A 26,787-nucleotide genomic window follows, 5' to 3' on the forward strand; every position below is an offset into this window, starting at 1 on the left:
TTATTCACCCGCTACCAGGCCAAGGACGGTTGCCGGATCCGTCGGAATGTGGGGGAAAAACATGCTGGGATATCTGTATTTCACGCGTCTTAGTGATTCGGGCCGGGCGCCGGCTGTGGGTGCTTCCCAGCCCACGCATTCACGCGCCAAGGTCCGCAGGACGCGCCATCCGTCACGGAAAGTATGAAGATTCGAGTTGCCGGAGATCCGGGTCAGCTCGTTGCTGGGGACCTCGGCAATCCGCAGGCCCGCCCTTGCGGCGCGGACGATCAGTTCGGTTTCGATTTCGAACCCTTCCGATTCCAGCTCGAGGATCTGCAGGCATTCGCGCCGCATGGCGATATAGCCGTAGCAAAGATCGGAATAGTTGCTGTGCAGGACCAGGTTGGCGAGGCCGGTCAGGGCGCGGTTACCCGCGCTGCGGAGCAGCGTGATGTCCTCGGAACCGCCGCCCGTCACATACCTGGAGCCCTTGACGAAGTCGAACTCATGCTGGAGCGGCGAGACGAACCAGCCGATTTCCTGCGGATCCATGCTCCCGTCGGCGTCCAGCATGACGATGATGTCGCCGGATGCCGCGGACAGTCCGGCCCGTACGGCGAAGCCTTTTCCGGCGTGCGGTTCGGAGACCACCACGACGTCCAGGCGCAGCGCGCGGGCGACCTCAACGGTGCTGTCCAGGGAACGTCCGTCGACGATCACAACCTCGTCCACATACGAGGGCATGCGTCGCAGGACCCATGGAAGGTTCATGGCCTCATTGAGGGTGGGAATTACCACGCTGATGGAGGCCAGGGGTACCGGTAGAGCATTTGGTGCACGGACAGATGAAACTTGTATTGGGATGGTCACTAGCCTCACCACTCATCGGAGTCGTATGCCTATGCCCCTCCCGCGCAGCCCTCCCGGCTGGGTACGGGAAAATTGAAGCGCCTGCTGCTGCGGTATTGGCAACTTTGCTTGCACTCCCCCTCGGAACATGTTGGGCTGAGCAACTTGTAAAAAGCTTGGGAATTCTTCAACCGGGCCCAGTTTTAGGGGTATAGGAACCCTAGGAAACCCCCAAGCTCCTATGCCACACTGTCCCCATGGCCGAGCCATCGCGCAGTCCCCGCCAAAAACATCGCATGCGCTTCGGTGTGCTCGCCGCGGCGGCGACGCTCACGGCCTGCGGCATTATGGCCGGACCGGTGGGCATGGAAGCACAGAGGGTGCCATCGGACCGCCCTTCGTCGGCGGAACCGTCCGAAGCATCTGCAGCACTCCCCACAGTGAGTCCATCAGTGCGGGCGTCCTCTGCGGCGCGCGAGGCAGCAACACCACGCCGCGCACCATCATCCCCGGCGGCGGAATCCCGGGAAACAGCGCAGTCGGCAGCACCGCGTCCCGCACCGGAACTCAAGGCGGCGGAACAGCCAGCGGCGGAACGGCCGGCGCCGGAACAGCCGGCGGCGGGGCCTGTGGAGGCGCCGCCGCCTTCCACCGAATCGATCCACAAAATGCCAATAGGCGACCTTCCGGGCTGGAAGCAGGTATTTCGGGAGGAGTTCAACAAGGGCAATGTGCCGATCGGCGCTTTTCCAGGTCCGGCTTACTCTGCGAAATGGAGTGCAGGATATAAAGACGGAACGCCGGATACCGCAGGTCAGAAGGGGACGAAGTCCGGCTACTACCCGTCCAAAGTGCTGAGCGTTAAGAACGGCATGCTGGACTGGTATCTCCATTCGGAGAAGGGGATCTCCATGGGAGCGGCGCCTGCGCCCAAGATTCCGAATGACAGTAATCGTGACAAAAGCCTGCTACCGCGGCACAACAGCCTGATGTACGGGAGGATTTCGGTGCGGTTCAAGGCCGACTCCCTCCGCGGCTATAAGGTTGCATGGCTCCTTTGGCCGGATAGCGGTGTATGGCCCCGGGACGGAGAGATAAATTTCCCGGAGGGGGACCTCGCCAAGACCTTCTACGGCGCTGCCCATTACCGGGGGAATGACCCTGCGGCGTCTGACATGTTCCAGTCGCACACCACTTTCACGGATTGGCACGTCGCCACGATTGAGTGGACTCCGGGCAAGGTCGAATTTATCCTTGACGGCCGGTCGCTGGGAGCCAGTACAACACTGACGCCTAATACACCCATGCACTACATTCTCCAGTCCGAGTCATGTCTTCCCCGGTGTCCTGCACCACAGACAGCAGGGCATCTCTACTTGGACTGGATCGCAATCTGGAAGCCGGCCTAGAAGCCGGACCCGGGCACATACTCCTAGCGTCGTGCGGAGTTACTGACAGCTGCGGTAATGGATATGACAAAATCTGTCATCGACAGGTAGGCTCGCGGTCGGACCCGCACCGACGTTTAGGAGCCTCCCGTTGAAGATCTCGAAAATCCTGGTTAAGGCCGCGGCCAGCACGGCATTGCTGGCCCCCGTTCTGTGCGGTCCGGCCCAGGCGGCTGGAGTGCCGGAAGCGCCGGCCCCAATCGATGACCGCACCTTCAGTAAGGACATCGCCGGTGGTGCCACCACCACCGTTTCAGCCGCCCCTTACGTGGCGCAAGTTTCCTTCGACGCCGCCGGCACCAATGTGGGGTGCACCGGCAGCCAGATCGCGGCCACCTGGGTCATCACAGCGAAGCACTGCAACTCCACGAGCCTGAAGTCGGTCCGGCTCGGCACAAGCTATTTCGGATCCGGTGGTGCCATCCGTTCCGTTGCTGCCCGCTATCCGGCCCCGGCCGGGGACGTCCTGCTGCTCAAGCTGTCCACGCCGTACTACGGGGCCTTCGTAGGCTTGTCCAACGCCTTTCCTGCCACCGGAACGCGCGCAAAGGTATAGGGCTGGGGCGATCAGTCCGAGGGGTCCGGCGCCATGTCCTACTACCTCAAGGCGGCGGACGTCTCAGTGGTGTGGCAGGGGCTCGACAACTATGGCGGCCCGTCTGTCCGGACCCGGTCGGAGAGCGGCCACACGCTCAGCGGCGACTCGGGAGGCCCGCTGATCGTTAACGGCAAGCTGGCGGGCGTCCTGTCCGCATCGGACATCCTGCCGGCCCGGAACCCCGCCAATTTCACCGGCTACTACAACGACCACGCCTCTGTGGTGCGGAACCTCGCCTGGATCACCAGCGTCTCAGGAGTCCGGGGCTCCTAGGAGCAGGCGTGCCCGGCCGGCAGCCGGGGCCCGCCCGGCAGGCGGCCCGCCAGGCGCGCCTGGGCGTGTTACATCCCGGGCAGGTCGAGCGTCTCGTAGACCTGAATGCTCGCACCGGGCATCATGAGGTGCGGGTGCCCCTCGATCAGGGCCAAGGCGCCGTCCATGTCCTCAGCCTGCAGGATGCCGTATCCCCCCACGTTCGTATTCGTGTCCGAGGTGCCTGCCTGGCTGACCTCCTTGCCGGCGCCCAGCGGCAGGCCCATGTCAACAATCCCGCTGCCTGCCCGGGTGGCCCACTCCATCCACGCCTTCATGCCCTCCTGCGCGGCCTCCGGGGTGCTTTCCGCCATCTGGGATTGTGCCGACTGCGGAGCGTTGTAAAGCACTACGAACTTCTTCATTGCCGGTCCTGTCTCTGAGGTAGTGGTCGCTGGGATCGTGGCCTGGCAGCTCTGGGCTGAGGGTCCCCAAGCTGATGCTCCTGGAGCAGCCGCACCGGGGCTTCCCCCGGCAGCCACAGGTCGATCCTAGGGGGATTCGGGCGACGGCGATACAGTTCAAGGGCCACCGTTCTCGGAAAATTCGCATGCCCGCACCAATGGCATTTCGCTGTGGGAAAACTTGGCCGTGAAGAGCGGAAAAGCAAACTTGAGCGTAGTAGACTCAACTTAGCTAAACCGCCCTCGAAAGGAGCTCTCTTTGGACGTCAAATTCACCACCAAGAGCCAGGAGGCTCTTTCGGCTGCCGCCATGAACGCCTCCACGGCAGGGAATCCGCAGGTGGAACCGGCCCACCTGCTCAAGGCGCTGATGGATCAGCGGGAGGGTGTCGCCGTCGCCCTTCTGCGCGCCACCGGGGCAGATCCGGACGCCGTCAGTGTGCAGGCCAGCACCGCCATCAAGGCCCTTCCCGCCACTTCCGGAAGCTCGGTCCAGCAGGCCCAGCTGTCCCGGCCGTCCCTGCAGGCGATCCAGAACGCCCAAAACGAGGCTGACAAGCTGGGTGATTCCTTTGTCTCCACCGAGCACCTGCTGCTAGGTCTCTCGGCCGGCAGCGACGGCGTGGGCAGGCTGCTGCGCGACGCCGGCGTGTCCCACGAGGCCCTGGCCGCGGCGCTTCCGGGCGTCCGCGGCGACCGCAAGGTCAACTCGCCCGCCCCCGAGAACACCTTCCAGGCCTTGGAAAAGTTCGGCACCGACCTCACCGCCGTGGCCCGTTCCGGGAAGCTTGATCCGGTGATCGGCCGTGACAGTGAAATCCGGCGCGTGGTACAGGTGCTCAGCCGCCGCACCAAGAACAATCCGGTCCTGATCGGCGAACCCGGCGTGGGCAAGACCGCCGTCGTGGAGGGCCTGGCCCAGCGGATGGTGGCCGGCGACGTGCCGGAAAGCCTGCGCGGCAAGACCCTGATCGCCCTGGACCTGGCCTCCATGGTGGCAGGCGCCAAGTACCGCGGCGAGTTTGAAGAGCGGCTCAAGGCCGTCCTCGAGGAGATCAAGAACTCCGATGGCCGCATTGTCACGTTCATCGACGAGCTGCACACCGTGGTGGGGGCCGGGGCCAGCGGTGAAAGCGCCATGGACGCCGGCAACATGCTCAAGCCGATGCTGGCCCGGGGCGAGCTGCGGCTGATCGGCGCCACCACCCTCGACGAATACCGCGAGAACATCGAGAAGGATCCCGCCCTGGAGCGCCGCTTCCAGCAGGTGTTTGTCGGGGAGCCCAGCGTGGACGACACCATCGGCATCCTCCGCGGCCTCAAGGAACGGTACGAGGCCCACCACAAGGTTGCCATCGCCGACTCCGCGCTGGTGGCCGCCGCAACGCTGTCCAACCGCTACATCTCCGGCCGCCAGCTGCCGGACAAGGCCATCGACCTCGTGGACGAGGCCGCCTCCCGCCTGCGCATGGAGATCGACTCCGCTCCGGAGGAGATTGACCAGCTCCGCCGTGCGGTGGACCGGCTCACCATGGAGGAGCTTGCCCTGCAGGGCGAGACGGACGCCGCCTCCGTGGAGCGCCTTGCTGCCCTCCGCGCGGACATGGCGGACAAGAAGGAGCAGCTGGCCGGACTGAACGCCCGGTGGGAGGCGGAGAAGGCCGGCCTGAACCGGGTGGGCGACCTGAAGGCGAAGCTGGACGAGCTGCGGTCCACCGCGGACAAGGCGCAGCGCGAGGGCGACCTGGAAACGGCATCCCGGATCCTCTACGGCGAAATCCCCGCGCTGGAGCGCGAACTGAACGATGCCGCGGAGGCCGAGGCCGCCGTCGCCGACAAGGCCGCCCTGATGGTGGCCGAGGAGGTCACCGCCAACGACATCGCCGAGGTCATCGCGGCCTGGACGGGCATTCCGGCCGGCCGCATGCTCCAGGGGGAAAGCCAGAAACTGCTGCACATGGAGGAGGAACTCGGCCGGCGGCTGATCGGCCAGTCCAAGGCCGTCACCGCAGTGTCCGACGCGGTCCGCCGCGCCCGGGCTGGCATCAGCGACCCCAACCGGCCCACCGGCTCCTTCCTGTTCCTCGGCCCCACAGGCGTCGGCAAAACCGAGCTCGCCAAGGCGCTCGCGGACTTCCTGTTCGACGACGAACGCGCCATGGTCCGGATCGACATGTCCGAATACAGCGAGAAGCACTCCGTTGCCCGCCTCGTCGGTGCGCCTCCGGGCTACGTCGGCTACGAGGAGGGCGGCCAGCTCACCGAGGCGGTCCGCCGCCGGCCCTACTCCGTGGTGCTGCTGGACGAGGTGGAGAAGGCCCACCCCGAGGTGTTCGACATCCTGCTGCAGGTTCTCGACGACGGCCGCCTCACCGACGGCCAGGGCCGCACCGTGGACTTCCGCAACGTGATCCTGGTGCTTACCTCCAACTTGGGCAGCCAGTTCCTCGTGGACCCCACTTTGGATGCGCAGGCCAAGCGCAACGCAGTGATGGCCACGGTGAACGCCAGCTTCAAGCCGGAGTTCCTCAACCGGCTGGACGAGGTGGTGCTGTTCGATCCGCTGTCCGTCGAGGAGCTGGCCCGGATCGTCGAGCTGCAGGTGGCCGAGCTGGCCAAGCGCCTGCACGAACGGCGGCTCTCGCTCGAGGTCACCGAAGGTGCGCGCGCCTGGCTGGCGATGTCCGGCTTTGACTCCGCCTACGGCGCCCGGCCGCTGCGCCGCCTCGTCCAGCGGGAAATCGGCGACAGGCTGGCCAAGGCCATCCTCGCCGGCGAAATCTCCGACGGCGACACCGTCCTGGTGGACACGGCCGCGGACCTCGGCGAACTCACCGTCGAAGGCCTGGAAGCACTGTCACGGTCCGACGGCGGTGCGCCGCTGGGCAGCGGGCTCACCGTCCGCCGCCGGGACTAGCAGGCGGGATTAGCCGCCCGGGGACATCATCAGGGCAGCAGGCTTGCCTTGATGATGTTCCCGGATGCGGTGACGTAGCAGTCCACGCGGCGGTCACCCTTGGCCCAGCTGGACGTGCTCGGATAGGCGAGGCGGTAGTTCAGGTTGTAGGCATTGGACTTCTCCGTCAGGGCCGCCGTCTGGCACGTCTCCCTGGCCTTGGTCTTCATGGCCTCACGGCCCGGGTATGCGTCACCGTCCGCGTACTGCGTGACCGCCACCAGTTGGGCCGAGTGGTCGGTGGTGCAGGCAACCACCGTGGATTTTGCCGCCTCGGGGTCGAAGTCCTTGAAGCAGTCGCCCACCCGGAAATCCAGCGGACTGACGCTGGCCAGGGGCAGGCTGGGCCTTGGTGAGGCGGCCGGTGCCGGCGGCGCGGCGGCCGTGGGATCCGCCGCCGCGGCAGGCCGGTTGGCGGACTGCATCGTGGCGGTGGCCAGGAGCGAGGTCAGAAGCCATACGAGCAGGCCGCCCACCACGAGCAGCGCGAGGACAAAGCCGATCTTCGGCAGCGTTTGCCGCATTCCAGGCTGCCTGAGCCGGGACTGGATTGAGCCGGCGAGGCTTGTGAGCCTTGATGCCGCGGGTACTGATGTGGGTTCTGCTGCGGGCTGGGCAGGTTCGGGCTTGGCAGGTTCGGGCCGGGCAGGTTGCCCGGCCTGCGCAGGTTGCTGGGAGTGCACGGCGACGGCATGGGCCGGCCCGCGTTCCCCGTCGTGGTTGGGATCGTTGTCATTCATATGGGGCGGCACCCCTTCCTGGCGTTCGCTTGGCGGTGAGCATCCGGCGCTCTGCGTTTCCGCGGTGCGGCCCCGGCGGCCAACAGCCGGATCTCCATGCCCGCTTAATTCAGTCGTTCAGGAGACTCTATCGAACAAAAAATCCCTGCACGCTTCGAATTGCCGCGGAGAAGCGGGCCACGGCGGCCACCCAAGGTCCCCGTGGCAAGCAGATGCCGCCGAAAGCATGTAATCTAGGGGTACGACAAATTGACCAATCATTCCGGGGCCTCACCATCGCCAAAGGTGACCACCTCCGGTCCAAGTACAAAAGGGGGTCACGCCATGGGGCGCGGCCGTCAAAAGGCAAAAGCTACTAAGCAGGCTCGGGACATCAAGTACTACTCCCCGAACACCGATTATTCGGCCCTACAGCGCGAGCTCACGGGTCCGGGCAGTCGTGCCACGAGCCATTTCGCGAATGAACCGGCCGAGCCGGACTATTCAGCTTACGTGGATAAGTACGCGGACGATTTGGATGAAGACGACGACGAGGTAGACAGCCGTCGCATCGGTTAGTTGCTGCCGCTGACCTGCCGCAAGGCAGTACGCTGTACGCCGCCGTCGTGCACCTCCCGGGCAATTCCCGCATTCGGGCTGCCCGCTTCCCTCCCTGACCCGGATATCTGGCCTTAGCCAGAAACCTGGGGCAGAGGGATCCGTCCGGTGTCACCACAGCTACTAAGGCCCGCCGGGCTCGCCAGTCTTTGGCGTGCCCGGCGGGCCTTTGGCATCGGCCGTGAATCCCGTCGAAACCGCGCCCCTGAGGAATTAGGCTGGGAGGAATTCAGCCAACGAAAGGGGCACGGACGCATGGTGCAGCGCAACGGGTACGGCCTCGGAGAGCTCTGCTGGGCGGACGTCCAGACACCCGACGTGGCGGCTGCGAAGGCCTTCTACGCCGCCGTCTTCGGATGGCGCTACGAGGACTTTCCCACCCCCGATGGACGCAGCTACGCCAAGGCGTTCCTCGATGACGACCTCGTGGCTAGTGTGGCGCCCCAGCCGCACCAGGGCGGCGCAGCGCTGCCTGCGCACTGGAACGTCTACTTCGCCGCAGTCGATGCCCGGGCCGCCGCAGAGGAAGCCCAGCATGCCGGCGGCACTGTCCAGTTTGGGCCGGAGGATATCGGGGACACCGGAACCATGGTGTTCGTGGAACCGCCGGGCGGTGGTGCCACGGGCATCTGGCAGGCCGGAACACACCCGGGCAGCGGCCGGCACAATGAGCCCGGCGCGTTCGCTTGGGCCGAACTGCTCACGCCCGAGCCGCAGGCCGCCGTCGGATTTTTCCAGCAGCTGTTCGGGCACGAGGCGACCGAGTACCCGCAGGACGACGGCGGCACCTACACCACGCTGATGGTGAACGGCACCGAGGTGGCCGGCGTCGCCCCTGTCCCGGAAGAGGATGAAGACGACGCAGGTGGCGAGTCCGGCAGCCGCGGGTGGCAGGTGTACTTCGGCGTCTCCAGCGTCAAGGAAGCCGTGCTGGCCGCCGTGGCGGCCGGAGCCGAGGTACTGGTGGAGCCGGAATTCTCCGAGGACGGCGGCACCATCGCCACCCTGAAGGACCCGCAGGGCGGCGTGTTCAGCGTCCTGGAGGTCTAACCCAAGCGCCTTAAACGCCGAGTGCTCCGTAGATGCCCTTATGAACCTTCATAACGGCAGTTACGGAGCACTCGATGTGCTTAAGCTACGCGTAGGCGTTGACCAGCTGGACTGCGCCGCCGTCTACGCCCTTGGCCCCCTGCACGTAGTCCGGTCCGGTCTTCACCACGGCGTCGGAATCGGCGCTGACGGAGCCCATGATCCAGGACGGCAGGCCGCGCTCGTTCAGGCGGGCCACGGCGGCGTCTGCGGCCTCGGGGGAGACCACGGCCACCATGCCGACGCCGAGGTTCAGCGTGCGCTCCAGATCGGCCAGCGGCACGCGGCCCAGTTCGGAGACGAGCTTGAAGATGGCGGGCAGCTCCCAGGTGGAGCGGTCAACGGTGGCCACGAGGCCCTGCGGCAGGACGCGGGCCAGGTTGGCGGCGAGCCCGCCGCCGGTGACGTGGCTGAAGCCGTGCACGGCTTTGCCGGCGGTGACGGGGAATTCCCGCGCGAGGTCCAGGCAGTCGGCGGCGTAGACACGGGTGGGTTCCAGCAGTTCCTCGCCCAGCGTGCGGCCGAGTTCGGAAACCTGGCGGTCCAGGGCCCAGCCGGCGTGGTTGATGACGCGGCGGACCAGGGAGTAGCCGTTGGAGTGCAGGCCGGAGGAGGCCATGCCGATCACCACGTCGCCGGCACGGACGCGGTCGGGTCCGAGCAGCGCGTCGGCTTCCACAACGCCGGTGGCGGCACCGGCGACGTCGTATTCGTGTTCGCCCAGCAGGCCGGGGTGCTCGGCGGTTTCGCCGCCCACCAGCGCGGTGCCGGCCACGGAGCAGGCGGCAGCGATGCCGCGGACGATGTCCGCGATGCGCTCCGGAACCACCTTGCCGCAGGCGATGTAGTCGGTCATGTACAGCGGCTCGGCGCCCACCACCACGATGTCGTCCACCACCATGCCCACGAGGTCGTAGCCGATGGTGTCGTGGATGTCCATGGCCTGGGCGATGGCCACCTTGGTGCCCACGCCGTCCGTGGACGTGGCCAGCAGGGGCTTCTTGTAGGTCAGGAGCTTCGAGACGTCGTACAGGCCTGCGAAACCCCCGACGCCGCCAATCACCGACGCGTTGTGGGTCGCCTTGACGGCGTCCTTCATGAGCTCGACGGCGCGGTCGCCTGCCTCAACGTCCACACCGGCGGCCGCGTAGGTGATGCCGGTGTTGTTCTGGGCAGCATTCATGTCAGCAGTGGAGGAAGCGGAAGTCATAGGGACTCTTTCTTGTCAGCGCCAACGGTCGCAGCGTCGGGGTGGAGATCGGGCACGCGGTCGGCGTCGGTGAGCAGGTTCTCGAGCTCGGAATCCGGTCCCGGATCACAGCCAGTGGCCCCCGGCTTTTCGGCGGGGTCCTCGGTGACCGGGATGTTCTCCGGGTTGCCGGGGGTGGCGGCGGCCGGTTCGATGGCGGCTTCCGCCGCGGCCTCGGCCGGGGCACCGGCGGTTGCTGCTGTTGAACCGGCAGCCGCACTGGTGGTGCTGGCGGAGGTGGCAGGCAGGCCGCCCAGGTCCGTGCGCTCCAGCAGGTTCTTGCCGAGCTTGTCGGCGCCGGGCAGTTCGATGGGGTACTTGCCCGTGAAGCAGGCGGTGCAGAGCCGCTCGCGCGGCTGCTGGGTGGCACCGATCATGCCGTCTTCGGAGATATAGGCCAGGGAATCGGCGCCGATGGCCTGGGAGATCTCCTCGATGGTGGCACCGTTGGCGATCAGCTCCGCCCGGGAGGCGAAATCGATGCCGTAGAAGCAGGGCCACTGGACCGGCGGGGAGGAAATCTTGACGTGGACGGCGGCTGCACCGGCTTCCCGCAGCATCCGGACGATGGCTCGCTGGGTGTTGCCGCGGACGATCGAGTCATCCACCACCACCACGCGCTTGCCGCGGATCACGGATTCCAGGGCGTTGAGCTTCAGCCTGATCCCCAGCTGGCGCAGCGTCTGCGAGGGCTGGATGAACGTGCGGCCCACGTAGGAGTTCTTGACGAAGCCGTGCGCAAACGGGATGCCGGATTCCTCGGCGTAGCCCACGGCCGCGGGGGTGCCGGATTCGGGGACCGGGATGACGATGTCGGCCTCGTGCGTGTTCTCGCGCGCAAGCTGGCGGCCCATCTCCACACGGGATTCGTAGACGGAGCGTCCGCCAATGGCGGCGTCGGGGCGGGCGAGGTAGACGTATTCGAAAACGCAACCCGCCGGCGTCGGATCCGCGAAGCGGCGGGACCGCACGCCCTGTTCGTCGATGGCGATGAACTCGCCGGGTTCGATCTCCCGGATGAAGCTGGCGCCGACGGTGGCGAGGGCGGACTGCTCGGACGCCACCACCCAGCCGCGCTCCAGCCGGCCCAGGCAGAGCGGGCGGATGCCGAAGGTGTCGCGGGCCGCGTACAGCGTGCCTTCATCCATGAAGACGAAGCAGAAGCCGCCGCGGATCTTGGGCAGCAGTTCGAGGGCGGTCTCCTCGAGGGTCTTGCCCTCTTCGCCTTCCAGCAGCGCCGTCACCAGCGCGGTGTCGGAGGTGTTGCCCTGCTTCATTTCGCCGCTGAGCTGGCCGCCGTTGCGCTCGTGGATCATGGCGTTGAGTTCGGCGGTGTTGGTGAGGTTGCCGTTGTGCGCCAGGGCCACCGTGCCGGTGGCGGTCGCGCCGAGCGTGGGCTGCGCGTTGGCCCAGTGGCTCGCGCCGGTGGTGGAGTAGCGGCAATGGCCGACGGCCAGGTGCCCGGTCAGGGTGTTGAGCGTGGTCTCGTCGAAGACTTGGGATACGAGGCCCATGTCCTTGTAGACGTTGATCCGCTTGCCGTCGCTGGTGGCTATACCAGCCGACTCCTGACCGCGGTGCTGTAGTGCATACAGCCCGTAGTAGGTAAGTTTTGCTACTTCTTCACCTGGTGCCCAGACCCCGAAGACGCCGCAAGCGTCCTGTGGGCCCTTTTCGCCAGGGAGAAGATCATGAGAAAGTTTTCCATCGCCGCGTGCCACTGGTCGATTATCTCACGTCATGGGGTAAGGAATTTCCGGCGGCCGGATTATGACCGCAGGCCGGGGCTCCCGCCGTCGTCGTCTCCGGTCTCCCCGGTGGCGTCCGGAACGGCTTCGACGACGCCGCGGCGGGAGCGGCGGACGCTGGCCCGGTCCAGCACCAAGGCGGTAATTGCGCCGAGAATCACACCGGCCGCCGCGCACGGCACCATGAAGAAGCCGTACACGGTGCCGCGGTCGTAACTGACATCGCCGGGCAGGGCGAAGGCGATGACCGCCGCCGCGGCGAAGCCCAGCAGCCCGCCCACGATCAGGAAGGGAACATACTTGGGGGCACGCCTGACGGTGATTTCGCGCCGTTCAGGAAGTTCGTGCCGTTCAGGGGTGGGCTGGTCGGAAGACATGCCATCTAGCCTACTGTCATCCCGGCCGCCGGGCCTGCCGGGGGTTCAGGCCTGCACCAGCCGCTGCCGCTGCTCGCCCAGGAGGTCCCCGCCGGACAGCCGCATGACGTCCCCGGCTTCCAGGTACGGGAAGCGCCCGGACAGGGCTACGCCCTCCGGAGTTCCGGTGGTGATCAGGTCGCCGGGTTCGAGCACCATGTACTGCGAGAGCCGGCGGACCAGTTCCGCGGGGCCGAACACCATGTCCGCCGTCGAGCTGTCCTGCCGGACCTCGTCATTGACCCAGGACGCAAGCCGGATGTCGTCTTCGTCGACGGCCGCCGCCGGTACCAGCCACGGACCCACCGGGTTGAAGGTGGGGCAGGACTTGCCGAGCGACCATTGCGGGCCGGAGTGCTCCAGCTGGTACTCGCGCTCGGAGACATCGTTGGACAGAACGTAGCCGGCAATGCACCTGGCTGCCTCGGCATCGGATGACAGGTAGCTGGCCCGCCGGCCGATCACCACGCCCAGCTCCACCTCCCAGTCCACGCGCTGCGCCCCGGGCGGGATGACGACGTCGTCGTCCGGGCCCACCACGGTGTTGGGGTGCTTGAAGAAGATAATGGGTCGCTCCGGCACGGGAAGGCCGGATTCGGCGGCGTGCGCGGCGTAGTTCAGCCCCACGCCGATCACGGCGCCGGGCCTGGCGATCGGCGCTCCGATCCGCTTGCCGTCGACCGTTACCCGGGGCAGGCCCGTCAGGTCCAGGTCGGGCAGTTGGCCGGCCCAGGTCTCCAGGAAGTTCCCGTCAATGTCCTGGGTGACCGGCCGCAGGTCGTAAGCCTGGCCGTCGTCGTCGATGACCACCGGAACTTCATTGCCCGCCGGGCCAATGCGCATCAGCCGCATGCTGTCTCCTTTCAGCTGCCGCGGTAGGTGGAGTAGGCGAACGGGCTCAGCAGCAGCGGCACGTGGTAGTGCTCGGTGCCGGTGACCTCGAAGACCAGGTCCACCTCCGGGAAGAACGTTGTGCCGCCCTGCTGGGCGTAGTAATCGCCCGTGGCGAAGTTGAGCCGGTAGTTTCCGGGGGCCAGGACCTCCGGACCCAGGTCCTTCGCGCGGCCGTCTGCATCGGTGATGCCGCTTGCCAGCTCTGTCCACTTGTCGCCGTCGTTCGCGTAAAGCACGACGGCGACACCCGCCGCCGGGCGTCCGGCGCCAGTATCCAGGACGTGGGTTGTCACGTGGGAAACGCTCATTCGCTGATCACTCCTTCCAGACGCAGCAGGGCGATTTCCCGCAGCTGCTGTGCAACGATGGCGTCTTCCTGCGCCGGGGTGTTGGCCAGGCGCTCGTTGAGCGCTGCCAGGATTTCGGGGGCGGTGCGGCCTGCGGCGCGGATCAGGAAGACCCGGCCGAACTTTTCCTCGTACGCGCGGTTGCCGCGTGCGAGGGCGTCGGCCACCTCGGTGTCAGCGGGGTCCACGCCGGCCTGTTCGGACCTGGACATGGCCGCCTCGGTGGTCTGGGCCTTGGGGCGTTCGCCGATCCGGGGATGGTGTGCCATGGCGCCCTCCACCTCTTCGGGGGTGAACGGTGCGGCGGCGGCGCGGGCTCCGTCAAGGAGCTCCTGGCGCGAGGCGAACGGGCGCGCTGCGGCGACCTGGTCCACCCAGCGCGGGACGTCGATGCAGGGGCGCAGGACCGCGCTGGCGGCATCCCTGTCCGCGGCATTGAATTCGGCAAGCTTCACGTTGTGATCCTCAAGCAGATGCTGGCATCCATGGTGACGGCTATGCGGAGGTCCGGGTCCTCTCCCGGTGCTCACGGTCCCCTTTCATCGCAGACCATGAGTTCCGCATCATGGAACTGTTATTTCAGCATACGTAATAGTGAAGCCGAGCATGCGCGCCGGTGTCAAGAGACTACAGCAGGGGGCCGAGCGTGGCGGATATCGCAATGCAACCGTGTATATAGGCGCTTCCTCACCTTTCGCCGGGTCTTTCCCCGACCCTCCATCACTTGCTGCCGAATACTTCCGCACGCTCTCTCAGTTGTCGTGTCCTTTTGACCGACGCTCTTTCACCCGGTGAGAGAGGGTCTGCGTTTTTCCTGCGCGTAGTGAGAGAGCGTCGCTGGCTGGGGGGGGGGCGGGCTCGGGGGCGGGGCGGGAGGGGGGAGGGGGCCCTCGATGGCCCAAGAATTGCCAAAGCTGTGAGAACTAGCCTGTCCACGCCGTGGCTATCCACCGCGGCACCGTACTGGCCGGAAGATAATCGGATATGCAGATCCTGGTGGTTGAAGACGACGAATCGGTGGCGGCCGGAGTGCTGGAGGGCCTGACGAGGGCCGGGTTCCAGGCTCGGCACGTTGCCCACGGGGCCGGGGCGCTCGCCGAGGTCCGCTCCGCCAGTCCCGATTTCGTGCTGCTGGACCTCGGCCTGCCGGACATGGATGGCACGGACGTCTGCCGGTCCATCCGCTCATTGACCAGGACGCCAATCATCGTCGTCAGTGCCCGCGACGAGGAAATCGACCGGGTGCTGGCCCTGGAGCTGGGGGCGGACGACTACCTGGTGAAGCCGTTCGGAATGCGCGAGCTCATCGCACGGATCCGGGCCGTGGCCCGCCGCACGGCCGATCCGCAAAGCGATGCCACTCCGCCCGCCGACGGCACCCGCACCATCGGCAGCCTGAGCATCAACCAGCGCTCGCGCCGGGTCCTGGTGGCCGGCAACGAAATCCACCTCACCGCCAAGGAGTTCGAGCTCCTGTACTACCTGGCGGAGGACCCGGGCGCCGTCTGCCAGCGCACCGACATCCTGCGCGCGGTGTGGGACGGCACCTGGTACGGAACCACCGAGACCCTGGATGCGCACGTGGCCGCGATCCGGAAAAAGCTCGGCGACCCCCGCTGGATCGAGGCGGTGCGCGGCGTAGGGTTCAGGCTGGACGTGCCCGGATGAGGTGGCGGCTGATTTCCGCGTTCATGGCCATCACGCTGCTGGTGGTGCTGGTGCAGGACATTCCGCTGGGCAGCTACCTGGTCCGGGTGGAACGCGACCGGCTGGCCACCTCCCTGGAACGCGACGCCTTCCTGCTCAGCGGGCGGGCACAGCAGCTGCTCGAAACGGGCGGCACTGCCGCCGGGACGGTGGCCGTCGCCGTCCGTGATTACGGCCGCGCCAGCGGCGCCCGCGTCGTCGTCGTGGACCGCTCAGGTACCGCAGTGGCAACGTCCGACGACGACCAGTCATCTACCGGTTCCTCTTACCTTTCGCGCCCCGAAATTTCCGCCGCGCTCGCCGGCCGGATCACCTCCGGACAGCGGCACTCGGACACGCTGGGGTTTGACCTGGTGTACGTCACGGTTCCCGTCCTCAGCGGAGAGAACATCACCGGCGCCGTCCGCCTGACCTATCCGGCGTCCGTGGTGGAGGACCGCGTGACCGGGCAGCTGAGGGTGATGTGGGCCGTTGCGGGCACCACCGTGCTGCTCGCCGGACTGCTGGCCTACCTGATGGCCGGTGCCGTGACCAGGCGCATCAAGCGGTTGCAGAAGGCCACGGAACTGCTGGCGGAAGGCAACCTCGCCACCCGCACCGAGGAGGAGCAGGGGCCGCCCGAGCTGCGCACCCTGGCCCGGTCCTTCAACCAGATGGCGGACCGGCTGGAGCACGTGCTGCAGCAGCAGCGGGGCTTTGCCAGCGACGCCTCCCACCAGCTGCGCACGCCGCTGACAGGACTCCGGCTGCGGCTGGAGAACGCCGTGGACGCGGTCGGCAACGATCCCGACGGCGCACGCGTCATGGTGGCCGACTCGCTGGAGGAGACGTACCGGCTGCAGCGCATCATCGACGGCCTGCTCCTCCTCAGCCGGGCGGATGGGCGCAATGTGGAGCGTGAGGAAGTGGATCTCAGCGGGATCGCCCGGACCCGCGTGGAGCAGTGGGAGGCGCTGGCCGAGGAAAGCGGAGTGCGGACGGTACTGGACGCGGTTCCGGGGGCGAGGGTCATGGCGATGCCGGGAGCTGCGGAGCAGATCATCGACAACCTCATTGACAACGCGCTGGCCGTGGCACCGCCGGACTCGGAGATCCGCCTGCTGATCCGGCCGGACGGCACCTCCACAGGGTATGCGCTTCACGTGCTCGACGACGGTCCAGGGCTTTCCGAGGAGGACCGGCAGAAGGCCTTCAACCGGTTTTGGCGCGGCCAGTCGACGTCGGAGGGCAGCGGACTGGGCCTGGCCATCGTCCAGCAGCTTGCCGAGGCAAGCGGCGCGAGCGCGTCCCTGGAGGCCCGGCCCGGTGCCAGAGGACTGGATGCACGCGTCCTGTTCAAAGCTGCTTCGCGTCCATAACGCGACTTGCGCGCTTCATGGACTTACGGATATGTGTGAGGCCTGTCATACTTGTTGAAGACGCGTTATGTGCGCCGTGTTGTGTAATACGCAATTAGGCACTCCATGACGAAGAAGAAACCTGAAGATCGGCGCCGCCGCCCGCATCCACGTCGAACATACCGAACTGAGTGTCCGGTCTGCGGGACGGGGATTTCGAACCATGGCCGGTCAGTTACATTTGGCTGAGGTGCCGCAGCCAAAGAGCCCTGCGCTCAGGAAGGAACGTGAACTCGTGGTTCATAAAGTCAAGGCAGTTGTCGTCCGGGAAAAGGACGCCCCGGTATCGGTGGAGACGATCCTGGTACCGGATCCGGGCCCGGGCGAGGCCCTCGTGGACATCCTGACGTGCGGGGTGTGCCACACGGATCTGCATTACAAGCTGGGCGGCATCGGGAACGACTTCCCGTACCTGCTCGGCCACGAGGCCACCGGTGTGGTGTCCGCGGTCGGCGAGGGCGTCACCGAGGTCGCCGTCGGTGACCGGGTGATCCTGAACTGGCGCGCGGTGTGCGGGCAGTGCCGGGCGTGTGCGAAGGGCCAGCCGCAGTACTGCTTCAACACGGCCAACGCGACGCAGAAAATGACCCTGGAGGACGGCACCGAGCTGTCCCCGGCGCTGGGCATCGGAGCCTTCGCCGAGAAGACCCTGGTGGCTGCCGGGCAGTGCACCAAGGTCGACGAGGACGCCGATCCGGCCGCTGTGGGGCTGCTAGGCTGTGGTGTGATGGCCGGCATCGGTGCCGCGATCAACACCGGCGAGGTCAAGCGCGGCGAGTCGGTGGCCGTGATCGGCTGCGGCGGCGTGGGTATCGCCGCGATCGCCGGTGCGAAGCTGGCGGGTGCGACGACGATCATCGCCGTCGACATCGACGACAACAAGATTGAGATGGCCAAGTCCCTGGGTGCGACGCACGGGGTGAACTCCCGTGCCGGTGATCCGGTTGAGGCCATCCGGGCGCTCACGAACGGCAACGGCGCCGACGTCGTGATCGAGGCCGTCGGCCGTCCCGAGACGTACAAGCAGGCGTTCTACGCCCGCGACCTCGCCGGCCGTGTGGTCCTGGTGGGTGTCCCGACGCCGGAGATGCAGCTGGAACTGCCGCTGCTGGACGTGTTTGGCCGGGGCGGATCGCTGAAGTCCTCCTGGTACGGGGACTGCCTGCCCTCCCGCGACTTCCCGATGCTGGTCTCGCACTACAAGCAGGGCAACCTGGACCTGGACGCGTTCGTGTCCGAACGGATCACCATCGACCAGGTCGAGGAGGCCTTCGACAAGATGCACGAGGGCAAGGTCCTGCGCTCCGTCGTCGAAATCCAGCCCGCCGCCGAAACCCGCACCGTCACCGCAACCGAAGGAGCATCAGTATGAGTGTCACCATCGAAAACCTCGTCACCTCCGGTACGTTCTCGCTCGACGGCGGGACCTGGGATGTGGACAACAATGTCTGGATCGTCGGCAACGATGAGGAATGCGTGATCATCGATTCGCCGCATGACGCGGCCGCGATCATCAACCAGGTCAAGGGCCGCACGGTCAAGGCCATCCTGCTGACCCACGCGCACAACGACCACATTGGCGCCGCCCGTGAGGTCTCGGAGGCTGTCGGTGCCCCGATTTACCTGAACCCGGAGGACCGCGTCCTGTGGGAGCAGGTCTACCCGGACTTTGAACCGCAGCGGCAGCACGCCGACGGCGACGAATTCCAGGTGGGCGGGGCAACGCTGAAAGCCATCCACACGCCGGGCCACTCTCCGGGGTCCACCTGCTTCTACCTGGAAAGCGAGGGGACCGTGTTCACCGGGGACACCCTGTTCAACGGCGGACCCGGCGCGACCGGCCGCTCGTACAGCGACTACCCGACCATCCTGACCTCCATCCGCGAACGCCTCCTGACCCTGCCGGCGGAAACGGTCGTCCGGACCGGGCACGGAGACAACACCACCATCGCCGCCGAACGCGAAACCCTCGCCAAGGTGGCCCAGTAAGAAAAAACCACGACCGCTGAACGCATGGCGTACCGGGAACGTCCGGTGCGCCATGCGTGGCGGTCAGACAGGCACAAAAGCAGCCATAAGGAAGTTGGAACAATGAAGTTCGGGAAGCAGCCCGCCCCCGTCGCGGACATCAACGAGGACGAGCTTGAAGTCCACAAGCCGAAGACAGAGGCCGCCGGCGTCAAGGCCGTGATGGTGGCGCTGGAACGCGCCGTGGCGCAGGCGGGTGTGACCCGCACCGCACATTCGCTGCTTCGGCTGAACCAGCGCGGCGGCTTCGATTGCCCCGGCTGCGCCTGGCCGGAGTCCGACAAGAAGCGCAAGGCCGCCGAATTCTGCGAGAACGGCGCCAAGGCCGTGGCCGAGGAGAACACCCTCCGCACCGTGGGCGCGGAGTTCTGGGCGAAGCACTCCATTGCCGAGCTGTCGGAGAAGACCGAGTACTGGCTGGGCAACCAGGGCCGCCTCAGCGAACCGGTGGTCATCAGGGAGGGTGAGACGCACTACTCGCCGATCTCCTGGGCCGACGCGTTCGAACTGATCGGCGAGCACATCCGGGCCAGCACGCCGGACCGCTGCGTCTTCTACACCTCGGGCCGCACGGCGAACGAGACGGCGTTCATGTACCAGCTGTTCGCCCGGTCCCTGGGTACCAACAACCTGCCGGACTGCTCCAACATGTGCCATGAGTCGTCGGGTTCGGCGCTGAACCCGACCATCGGCATCGGCAAGGGCACGGTATCGCTGGATGACATCCACGACGCCGAACTCATCTTCGTCGTCGGGCAGAATCCCGGCACCAACCACCCCCGCATGCTGTCCGCGCTGAAGGAATGCAAGGACAAGGGCGGCAAGGTGGTGGCCGTGAACCCGTTGCCCGAGGCGGGCCTGTTCAACTTCCGGGACCCGCAGACGATCTCCGGCGTGGTGGGCGGCGGCACGCCACTGGCCGACGAATACCTGCAGATCAAGGTCGGCGGCGACCTTGCCCTGTTCCAGGCACTGGGCCACCTGCTCCTGAAAGCCGAAGAGCAGAACCCGGGGACCGTCGTCGACCGTTCCTTCATCGACGCGCAGACGGACGGCTTTGAGGCGTACGTTGAAGCCCGCCAGGAACTGGACTGGGAGGAGACGGAGCGGGCCACCGGCCTGAGCCGGGAGCAGATCGAGACCGTGGCGGGCATGCTGGTCAAGTCCAAGGCCAGCATCTTCTGCTGGGCGCTCGGCGTTACCCAGCAGCCGCATTCCGTGGACACCATCAAGGAGATGGTCAACGTTCTGCTGCTGCAGGGCAACTTCGGCAAGCCCGGCGCCGGCGCCTGCCCGGTGCGGGGACACTCCAACGTCCAGGGCGACCGGACCATGGGGATCTGGGAGAAGCCCAAGGAATGGCTGCTCGAAGCCCTCGACAACGAGTTCGGCATCCAGTCGCCGCGGCACCACGGCCATGACGCCGTGGAGTCCATGGAGGCGTTCGAGCGCGATGAGGTGGACGTGTTCGTGTCCATGGGCGGAAACTTCTCGCTGGCATGCTCGGACACCGAGACCCTGGAAGCCGGAATGCAGCGGATCGGGCTCACCGTCCACATCTCCACCAAGCCCAACCGGTCACACATCGTGCACGGCCGCACCTCCCTGATCCTGCCCACGCTGGGACGGACGGACAAGGACGACAAGCACCCCAAGGGTGCCCAGTTCCTGTCCGTGGAGGACTCCATGTCCGTGGTCCACTCCACCCAGGGCAGGCTGCAGCCGGTGTCGGACCACCTGCTCGCCGAGCCCGTGATCGTGGCACGGATGGCCGAGGCCACGTTCGGACCGGACCACTCCGTGAACTGGCGGGCCATGGCCGAGGACTACGACGTGGTCCGCGACCACATCGCCCGCGTCCTGCCCGGATTCGAGGACTTCAACGCGCGGGTCCGGACCAAGAACGGCTTCGTGCTGCCCAACCCGCCGCGCGACACCCGGTCCTTCGCAACGGACATCGGCCGCGGCCGCTTCACGGTCAGCCCGCTGGAGTACCTGACGCCGCCGGCCGGCCACCTGGTGCTGCAGACCATCCGCAGCCACGACCAGTACAACACCACGTTCTACGGCCTGGATGACCGGTACCGCGGCATCTCCGACGGCCGCCGCGTGATCCTGGTGCACCCGGAGGACCTGGCCGAGCAGGGCTTAAAGGACCGAGACCTCGTGGACGTGGTCAGCACGTTCCAGGGGACAGACCGCCGGGCCGAGAAGTTCCGGCTGGTGGCCTACCCGACGGCGAAGGGCTGCGCCGCGGCGTACTTCCCCGAGGCCAATGCCCTGGTCCACAAGGAAAACGTGGCCCGCGTATCCAACACCCCCGGTTTTAAGGCCATGTTCGTCCGCTTCGAGCCGCACGCGGGCGGGATTACGACGGCGGAGGCCGGCGCTGCTGCGGACCTCGAGACCGCTACGGCTGGCTAGCAGACCCGCACAACGGCCCCGCTTCCTTTCGGAAGCGGGGCCGTTGTGCTTTGCGTGTTCCCTGCCGGAGGGCGAGTGGTTACGTGGACGTCCGCTTTCCGTGACCTACCCGTGGGTAACCGTTCACCCGGTCCTGTGAGGGTGGGTGCTGCCGGCCGAAATGGCCGGGAGCATTCACTCGACCGGAGGATCTTCGTGTACCTGACCGCCAGACCGTTTAAGTTACGCCCCGCCCGGCCTTTGGCCATGACCGCCAGCACCCTGGCCGTCATTGCCGCCGGGTCCCTGCTGAACCCCGCCGCCGGCAACGCCGCCGAGGCAACTGACTGGACGGCCACGGCCTACCGCGGAAGCGTCAACGTCGTCGAAGGACCTGACGAAGACCAGCAGGTTGTGGACGGCGTCGCCTTTGTCGACTCGGACCAGGACTCCGTGCAGGACGAAAAAGAGCGCGGTCTTGCCGGGGTGACCGTGTCCAACGGGCGTGACGTCACCAAGACGGACAGCCAGGGCCGTTACCAGCTGCCGGCGTTCGACAACATGACGGTGTTCGTGACCCAGCCGCGCGGCTACCAGGTCCCGGTGGACTCGGACAACGTGGCGCAGTTCTTCTACCACCACCTGCCCGAGGGCTCCCCGGATCTGAAGTTCGGCGGCATCGACCCCACCGGCCCGCTGCCGGACCAGGTGAACTTCCCGCTGGCCAAGAGCAGCCTGACGCAGTCGCCTGAACAGCACTGTGTAATCGGCGGAGATGTCCAGACTTACGACCAGGACGAAGTGGAGTACGCCCGCACGGGCGCCTTCGCCGACCTGGCGGCCCGCAACGACTACGCAGGCTGCGGCGCCCTGTTCATCGGCGATGTCGTGGGCGACGACCTCTCGCTGTACCCGCAGACCCGGGAACTGGCCGGCATGCTGAACGGCCCCGCCCGCTTCCTGCCCGGCAACCATGACCTGGACTTCGATGCCGTCAGCAGCGAGCACACGTTCGACACCTTCAAGGCCAACCTTGGCCCGGAGTACTACTCGTACGACGCCGGCAAGGCCCACGTCGTCGCGCTGAACACCGTGGAGTTCCCCACCAAGCTTCCGGCCGCCAAGGGCGACTACACCGGCTCGCTGGATGAGCAGCAGCTCGAGTGGCTGCGCAGGGACATCGCCCAGGTGCCGCGGAACCAGCTGATCGTGCTGGGAGCACACATTCCGCTGCTCGACTATGCCGACCAGGGCAGCAGCAAGCACCAGGTGGAGCAGGTCAAGGAGATCTACAAGATCCTCGAAGGCCGCAAGGTCGTCGCCCTGGGCGGACACACCCACAGCATCGAGAACCTCCGGGAAGGCGACTCCCTGGCAGGCTGGTCCGAGGTCTTCGGGGTGGAAAAGCTGCCGTTCACGCACATCACCGCCGGCGCCATCTCCGGCGACTGGTACTCCGGGCGCCAGACCTCCGAAGGGTACCCGCTCGCTTTCCAGCGCGACGGCGGCCTGCCGGGCGTGCTGACACTGGACATCAAGAACACAGAGTTCCGGGAGCGCTTCACGGTCCGCGGTGAGGATGAATCCCTGCAGATGTCCCTCGGCCTGAACACCCCACGCTACCGCGAGTGGTATGCGGAGAACGTGGACAACAAGGGCGAGGCCCCCGAGTTCACGGACCCGCTGACCGTTTCCCGCGAGGACCTGGCCAACACCACCTGGCTGACCACAAACTTTTGGATGGGCAGCACCGGAGCCACCGTCAAGGTACAGATCGACGGCGGCCAGGCCGTCGAGGCGGTCCGCACCCAGCAGATGCAGGGCGAAGGCCAGCTGGCCGGCGCTGAATACTCCGATCCGGTGGCCGTGCAGGAACAGCTGGTCAACGGCGGCAGCCTGGCCGACCGCATGATGCACCTGTGGCGGCTGCAGCTGCCCGCCGACCTGGCGGCCGGCCAGCACACCGCCACCGTCACCTCCACCGACGTGTACGGCCGAACGTTCACGGAGACCCTGACCTTCGAGGTTGCCGGATAACAACAGGCGCACTGCCCGCATCCGGCAAGCCCCGGCACGACTCATCGTGCCGGGGCTTTACCGTTGCGGAAGAGCGCATAAGCGTTCGACAAATGAACGTCATGTTTAAAAAATAAGCGCGGAAGTCTTGTCGGCTGTATGTGATCCACGGCACAATGAACATCGCGTTCAATTCGTTTGGGAGGGACGACGTCGTCCTTGCCCCTAGTGAAGACAGTCGAAAGAGGTTTCATGAGTACGGGAAGTTCCACATCAGAACCGCCGGTTATCGAGGTGGCAGACGAGTCTCCGGTAGATGACACTGCCCACCTGCACCATGCCGAGGCGGAGGAGGTAAAAATCCTCGAAGAGCTCAGGGACGGGGCGGAAAAGCGCCGCAGCTTCCTCAAGCGGGGCTTTGAAGGCCTGGACAAGACGATCTTCGCCGTCACGGGGGCACTCGTCATCGCCTTCGTCATCTGGGGCTTTGCCGACACGGCCAGCTTGTCCACCGTGTCCCAGGCCGCGCTCGACTGGGTCCTGGCAAGCACCGGTTGGGTCTTCGTGCTCCTCAGCCTCCTGTTCCTCGTCTATGTGCTGTGGGTGGCCGCCGGACGCTTCGGCCACATCTCCCTCGGCAGGGACGGGGAACGCCCGGAATTCCGCACCTCCTCCTGGATCGCGATGATGTTCGCCTGCGGCATGGGAATCGGGCTGATGTTCTACGGCGTCGCCGAACCCCTTTACCACTACATCTCCCCGCCCCCTGCCACCGTGGATGGCCAGACGGCCGAAGCGGTCGAGACCGCCATGGCCACCACGCTGTTCCACTGGACGCTGCACCCATGGGCCATTTATGCCGTCGTCGGTCTCGCCATGGCCTACAGCACGTTCCGCATGGGGCGCAAGAACCTGGTCTCTGAGGCCTTCGTGTCCCTCTTCGGGCGCCGCGCCATGAATGGCGCCGGCGGCAAATTCATCAACATCCTGGCCATCTTCTCCACCCTCTTTGGCTCCGCGACGTCACTGGGGCTTGGCGCCCTGCAGATCGGCAGCGGCCTGCAGTTCAACGGCGTGGTGGGGGAAGTCGGCACGCCACTGCTCGTCGTCATTATCGCGGTGCTCACCATCTGCTTCGTGGTCTCGGCCGTCTCCGGGATCGAGCGCGGCATCCAGTACCTGGCCAACACCAACATGGTCCTCGCGGTCCTGATGGCTGTCGTCATTTTTGTCATCGGCCCCACCCTCTTCATCCTCAATCTCCTGCCCTCGGCGCTCGGCTCCTTCGCCGAGCAGTTCCCGTCCATGGCTGCCCGCACCGAGGCTTCCGGGGACGAGGCAATGCGCCAGTGGCTGTCCGGATGGACCGTCTTCTACTGGGCCTGGTGGATCTCCTGGACGCCCTTCGTCGGCATGTTTGTGGCGCGCATTTCCCGCGGCCGCACCATCCGCCAGTTCGTCACCGGCGTCCTGGCCGTCCCCTCCCTGGTTTCACTCCTCTGGTTCGCCATCTTCGGCGGCACCGCCATCGACATCCAGCGCCAGGCGGACGCCTCAGCAGATCCCAATGACGGAATAGCAAAAGTGGTGGACGGCGCGCCCACCATCTCCTTCGACGGGGCCCTGTTCGCAATGTTCAACAACCTCAACGTGCCCCAGATTGTGACCATCGCTCTGGCCGTGCTGGCCATGGTCCTCACGTCCATCTTCTTCATCACCGGAGCTGATTCCGCGTCCATCATCATGGGCTCCATGAGCTCGCGCGGCACACTCGAACCCTCAAAGCCCGTCGTGGTGTTCTGGGGAACCCTGATGGGGGCGGTCGCAGCCGTGATGCTGCTGGCCGGCGGAGACACTCCGGCAGAAGCCCTGGCAGGTGTCCAGCGCATCACCATCGTGGCCGCCTTGCCGATTGTCCTGATGATGCTGGGCATGTGCATCGCCCTGACCCGCGACCTGCACAAAGACCCCACATATCTGCGGGAGCGCCTGTCGGAGTCCGTGATCCGGCGCTCTATCCGCAAGGCCGTGGACGAACACGGCCACAAGAAGTTCACTCTCACCACCGAGGAGAGCTCAGAACCGCTCACCGGGCAGATGCAGGCCATCGATGCCACCGCCGCCGGCCAGCCCATCTACCCCTCGGGGAAGGGCAAGAAGGACGGGGCAGAGAGGCGTCAGGCGACCGAGGTGCGTAGCTAAGCACCCCGCCCTACCCCGACCGTTCTCCAACCGGACAACAAAATGGCCTCCCCTGAGGGGAGGCCATTTTGTTGTGGGGAAATCAGTGCGGGCGTCCCTGAGATTCCGGAGCGGACAGAGCTGTGTGGGTGAACCGCCGCCGTCGGGCTTCCGCACCCCGACGGCGGATGGCCTCCGGGTCTCTTCCGGGGAAGCTGGCAGATCACGAAAAAACGCTTGGTTCCCCTGGCCCGGGGCCAGGGGAACCAAGCGTTTAGCAGGTGACTTTAGTTGGACCAGACGGCGACGGGCTCGCCGAGGACGTCTTCGTTCACTTCGATGCCGAGTCCGGGTGCTTCCGGGGGCAGGATGCCGCCGTCGCGGTGGATGACGTCGAACTTCGCGGTCTCGAGGGTGACCATGTCGGCGGTGTTCAGGACGCAGCGGAGCAGCTTTTCGGGGATGGTGGCACCGAGGTGGGCGACTCCGGCGAACGCGATGGCCGAGCCGACGGTGTCCTGGACGCTGACGGTAAGTCCGCCGCCGCGGGCGATGTCGCGCTGGCGCCGTCCGGGGGTGAGCCCGCCGGACTTGGAGACCTTGAGGTTGATTCCGTCGGCGGCGTCCTGGGCTATGGTCCAGATGACGTCCTCGTCCTGCTGGATGAGCTCATCCAGGATGATGGGGTACTGGAACCGCTGGCGAAGCGACATGGTCTCACGGCGGGTGGACACTGGCGCCTCGAACACGAAGTCCAGGCCGGGCTTGAGCAGCGCCTGCATGCGCAGGACGGTTTCGGGCGTCATGCCGCCGTTGGCATCGACAAAGTAGAACTCTCCCGGCTCCCGGTCCGCGAGGCAGGCGGTGATGCGCTCGGCGTCGAGGGCGGGGCCGCCCTCGCTGTCGGCCGTCCCGACCTTAATGGAGTGGCCCCGGTAACCGCGGGCCCGGTGGTCGGCGACCCGTGCGCGCATTTCCTCGGGGTCCCCTGCGTGGATCGAGGACATCATGCTCATCGGGACGCCGGTGGAGCCGCCGAGCAGTTCGTAAACCGGCAGCCCCACGGACTTGCCAAAGATGTCCCAGCAGGCGATATCCAGCGGCGCCTTTGCGTGGTTGTGGCCCACGAGCGTGGCGTCCATCAGATCGTAGTTCCGGTCCACCTGGCGGGGGTCGCGGCCCAGGAGTGCCGGTGCGAGCTCGGCAATGCCGGCCCGGGCGCCCAGGGCGTGGGCGGCGACGTACGTGGCGCCGAAGGGCGTGCTTTCGCCCCAGCCTGTTGTTCCGTCGTCCGTGGTGATCTTGACGATGGAGGCGTCGAAGGACTCGTAGGTGCGTCCGCCGGACAGGTGGTAGATCCCGCCGGAGTAGGGCAGGTCCACCTGGAACAGTTCAATGCGTTCGATTTTCATGGTCAGATTTCCGT

General features: G+C 66.3%; 21 protein-coding genes and 1 pseudogene. 12 read left to right on the top strand and 10 right to left on the bottom strand.

From position 1 onward, the window contains the following. Positions 1-864 (bottom strand): glycosyltransferase family 2 protein, encoded by an 864-nt coding sequence (locus tag BWQ92_RS12255; RefSeq protein WP_335633060.1) that lies wholly within the window; start codon positions 862-864, stop codon positions 1-3. A 224-nt stretch (positions 865-1,088) separates the two neighbouring features. Between BWQ92_RS12255 and BWQ92_RS12260 the strand changes: the two genes are divergently transcribed. Continuing rightward, positions 1,089-2,240, top strand: coding sequence for a family 16 glycosylhydrolase (locus BWQ92_RS12260; RefSeq protein WP_236782938.1), 1,152 nt, complete (start codon positions 1,089-1,091; stop codon positions 2,238-2,240). A 217-nt stretch (positions 2,241-2,457) separates the two neighbouring features. Next, positions 2,458-3,150, top strand: a pseudogene (locus BWQ92_RS24580) (S1 family peptidase). Between the two features lie 68 nt (positions 3,151-3,218). Here the strand turns inward: BWQ92_RS24580 and BWQ92_RS12270 are convergent. Beyond that, positions 3,219-3,554, bottom strand: coding sequence for a YciI family protein (locus BWQ92_RS12270; RefSeq protein ID WP_076799851.1), 336 nt, complete (start codon positions 3,552-3,554; stop codon positions 3,219-3,221). Between the two features lie 298 nt (positions 3,555-3,852). Between BWQ92_RS12270 and clpB the strand changes: the two genes are divergently transcribed. Continuing rightward, a complete protein-coding gene (gene clpB / locus BWQ92_RS12275) occupies positions 3,853-6,510 on the top strand; it encodes an ATP-dependent chaperone ClpB (RefSeq protein WP_076799853.1) in 2,658 nt (885 codons plus the stop codon). A gap of 29 nt (positions 6,511-6,539) precedes the next feature. Here the strand turns inward: clpB and BWQ92_RS12280 are convergent, their stop codons facing one another. Then, entirely contained in the window at positions 6,540-7,289 is a 750-nt protein-coding gene (locus BWQ92_RS12280; protein WP_076799854.1) for a septum formation family protein, read from the bottom strand. Between the two features lie 324 nt (positions 7,290-7,613). On the opposite strand from BWQ92_RS12280, the gene BWQ92_RS12285 reads away from it, so the two are divergent. Together BWQ92_RS12285 and BWQ92_RS12290 are read left to right on the top strand one after the other, a co-directional pair. Beyond that, on the top strand, positions 7,614-7,847 hold the full coding sequence (locus BWQ92_RS12285) for a DUF3073 domain-containing protein (protein ID WP_076799856.1): 234 nt from the start codon (positions 7,614-7,616) through the stop codon (positions 7,845-7,847). Positions 7,848-8,141: 294 nt separating this feature from the next. Then, complete coding sequence (locus tag BWQ92_RS12290) at positions 8,142-8,936, top strand: VOC family protein (protein ID WP_076799858.1); 795 nt, start codon at positions 8,142-8,144, stop codon at positions 8,934-8,936. Between the two features lie 85 nt (positions 8,937-9,021). On the opposite strand, the gene purM is transcribed toward BWQ92_RS12290, so the two are convergent. Genes purM through uraD form a run of 6 tightly spaced genes read right to left on the bottom strand, consistent with a single transcriptional unit; the run spans position 9,022 to position 14,084 of the window. Continuing rightward, on the bottom strand, positions 9,022-10,185 hold the full coding sequence (gene purM, locus BWQ92_RS12295; protein WP_076799859.1) for a phosphoribosylformylglycinamidine cyclo-ligase: 1,164 nt from the start codon (positions 10,183-10,185) through the stop codon (positions 9,022-9,024). Beyond that, positions 10,182-11,945: an amidophosphoribosyltransferase gene (gene purF, locus BWQ92_RS12300; RefSeq protein ID WP_076799861.1), complete on the bottom strand. Its 1,764-nt coding sequence runs from the start codon at positions 11,943-11,945 to the stop codon at positions 10,182-10,184. Before purF ends, purM begins: the two co-directional genes overlap by 4 nt. Before the next feature lie 47 nt (positions 11,946-11,992). Next, positions 11,993-12,349, bottom strand: coding sequence for a hypothetical protein (locus tag BWQ92_RS12305; RefSeq protein WP_076799862.1), 357 nt, complete (start codon positions 12,347-12,349; stop codon positions 11,993-11,995). 45 nt (positions 12,350-12,394) lie between these two features. Next, positions 12,395-13,240, bottom strand: coding sequence for a fumarylacetoacetate hydrolase family protein (locus BWQ92_RS12310; protein WP_076799864.1), 846 nt, complete (start codon positions 13,238-13,240; stop codon positions 12,395-12,397). A gap of 11 nt (positions 13,241-13,251) precedes the next feature. Beyond that, entirely contained in the window at positions 13,252-13,590 is a 339-nt protein-coding gene (gene uraH / locus BWQ92_RS12315; RefSeq protein ID WP_076799865.1) for a hydroxyisourate hydrolase, read from the bottom strand. Beyond that, positions 13,587-14,084, bottom strand: a complete 498-nt coding sequence (uraD, locus tag BWQ92_RS12320) for a 2-oxo-4-hydroxy-4-carboxy-5-ureidoimidazoline decarboxylase (protein ID WP_076799867.1) — start codon at positions 14,082-14,084, stop codon at positions 13,587-13,589. Before uraD ends, uraH begins: the two co-directional genes overlap by 4 nt. A gap of 529 nt (positions 14,085-14,613) precedes the next feature. Between uraD and BWQ92_RS12325 the strand changes: the two genes are divergently transcribed. The 7 genes from BWQ92_RS12325 to BWQ92_RS12355 all read left to right on the top strand — a co-directional run bounded on the left by BWQ92_RS12325 (position 14,614) and on the right by BWQ92_RS12355 (position 25,382). After that, positions 14,614-15,297 carry a response regulator transcription factor gene (locus tag BWQ92_RS12325; RefSeq protein ID WP_076799869.1) on the top strand — a complete coding sequence of 228 codons (684 nt, stop codon included), beginning with the start codon at positions 14,614-14,616 and terminating at the stop codon, positions 15,295-15,297. Further along, on the top strand, positions 15,294-16,694 hold the full coding sequence (locus tag BWQ92_RS12330) for a sensor histidine kinase (RefSeq protein ID WP_076799870.1): 1,401 nt from the start codon (positions 15,294-15,296) through the stop codon (positions 16,692-16,694). Before BWQ92_RS12325 ends, BWQ92_RS12330 begins: the two co-directional genes overlap by 4 nt. Before the next feature lie 274 nt (positions 16,695-16,968). Beyond that, positions 16,969-18,105 (top strand): S-(hydroxymethyl)mycothiol dehydrogenase, encoded by a 1,137-nt coding sequence (locus tag BWQ92_RS12335; protein ID WP_076799872.1) that lies wholly within the window; start codon positions 16,969-16,971, stop codon positions 18,103-18,105. Further along, the gene (locus BWQ92_RS12340) at positions 18,102-18,722 is read left to right on the top strand and encodes an MBL fold metallo-hydrolase (protein ID WP_076799873.1); all 621 of its coding nucleotides are present in this window, start codon (positions 18,102-18,104) and stop codon (positions 18,720-18,722) included. The genes BWQ92_RS12335 and BWQ92_RS12340 overlap by 4 nt, the downstream gene beginning before the upstream one ends. 102 nt (positions 18,723-18,824) lie before the next feature. Next, on the top strand, positions 18,825-21,185 hold the full coding sequence (locus tag BWQ92_RS12345; protein ID WP_076799875.1) for an FdhF/YdeP family oxidoreductase: 2,361 nt from the start codon (positions 18,825-18,827) through the stop codon (positions 21,183-21,185). Positions 21,186-21,431: 246 nt separating this feature from the next. Further along, a complete protein-coding gene (locus BWQ92_RS12350; RefSeq protein WP_076799877.1) occupies positions 21,432-23,201 on the top strand; it encodes a calcineurin-like phosphoesterase C-terminal domain-containing protein in 1,770 nt (589 codons plus the stop codon). A gap of 231 nt (positions 23,202-23,432) precedes the next feature. Further along, positions 23,433-25,382: a BCCT family transporter gene (locus BWQ92_RS12355; protein WP_076799878.1), complete on the top strand. Its 1,950-nt coding sequence runs from the start codon at positions 23,433-23,435 to the stop codon at positions 25,380-25,382. Between the two features lie 266 nt (positions 25,383-25,648). Here BWQ92_RS12355 and BWQ92_RS12360 read toward each other — a convergent pair whose 3' ends face one another. Beyond that, positions 25,649-26,773 (bottom strand): mandelate racemase/muconate lactonizing enzyme family protein, encoded by a 1,125-nt coding sequence (locus BWQ92_RS12360; protein ID WP_076799880.1) that lies wholly within the window; start codon positions 26,771-26,773, stop codon positions 25,649-25,651. Positions 26,774-26,787 lie beyond the last annotated feature (14 nt).

The sequence above is a fragment of the Arthrobacter sp. QXT-31 genome (assembly GCF_001969265.1).
Lineage (GTDB): Bacteria > Actinomycetota > Actinomycetes > Actinomycetales > Micrococcaceae > Arthrobacter.

Coding starts and splice junctions, on each gene's coding strand:
- BWQ92_RS12260 (WP_236782938.1), top strand. CDS start 1,089: ATGGCCGAGCCATCGCGCAGTCCCCGCCAAAAACATCGCATGCGCTTC.
- BWQ92_RS12270 (WP_076799851.1), bottom strand. CDS start 3,554: ATGAAGAAGTTCGTAGTGCTTTACAACGCTCCGCAGTCGGCACAATCC.
- BWQ92_RS12280 (WP_076799854.1), bottom strand. CDS start 7,289: ATGAATGACAACGATCCCAACCACGACGGGGAACGCGGGCCGGCCCAT.
- BWQ92_RS12285 (WP_076799856.1), top strand. CDS start 7,614: ATGGGGCGCGGCCGTCAAAAGGCAAAAGCTACTAAGCAGGCTCGGGAC.
- BWQ92_RS12290 (WP_076799858.1), top strand. CDS start 8,142: ATGGTGCAGCGCAACGGGTACGGCCTCGGAGAGCTCTGCTGGGCGGAC.
- purM (WP_076799859.1), bottom strand. CDS start 10,185: ATGACTTCCGCTTCCTCCACTGCTGACATGAATGCTGCCCAGAACAAC.
- BWQ92_RS12305 (WP_076799862.1), bottom strand. CDS start 12,349: ATGTCTTCCGACCAGCCCACCCCTGAACGGCACGAACTTCCTGAACGG.
- BWQ92_RS12310 (WP_076799864.1), bottom strand. CDS start 13,240: ATGCGGCTGATGCGCATTGGCCCGGCGGGCAATGAAGTTCCGGTGGTC.
- uraH (WP_076799865.1), bottom strand. CDS start 13,590: ATGAGCGTTTCCCACGTGACAACCCACGTCCTGGATACTGGCGCCGGA.
- BWQ92_RS12325 (WP_076799869.1), top strand. CDS start 14,614: ATGCAGATCCTGGTGGTTGAAGACGACGAATCGGTGGCGGCCGGAGTG.
- BWQ92_RS12330 (WP_076799870.1), top strand. CDS start 15,294: ATGAGGTGGCGGCTGATTTCCGCGTTCATGGCCATCACGCTGCTGGTG.
- BWQ92_RS12340 (WP_076799873.1), top strand. CDS start 18,102: ATGAGTGTCACCATCGAAAACCTCGTCACCTCCGGTACGTTCTCGCTC.
- BWQ92_RS12345 (WP_076799875.1), top strand. CDS start 18,825: ATGAAGTTCGGGAAGCAGCCCGCCCCCGTCGCGGACATCAACGAGGAC.
- BWQ92_RS12350 (WP_076799877.1), top strand. CDS start 21,432: ATGACCGCCAGCACCCTGGCCGTCATTGCCGCCGGGTCCCTGCTGAAC.
- BWQ92_RS12355 (WP_076799878.1), top strand. CDS start 23,433: ATGAGTACGGGAAGTTCCACATCAGAACCGCCGGTTATCGAGGTGGCA.
- BWQ92_RS12360 (WP_076799880.1), bottom strand. CDS start 26,773: ATGAAAATCGAACGCATTGAACTGTTCCAGGTGGACCTGCCCTACTCC.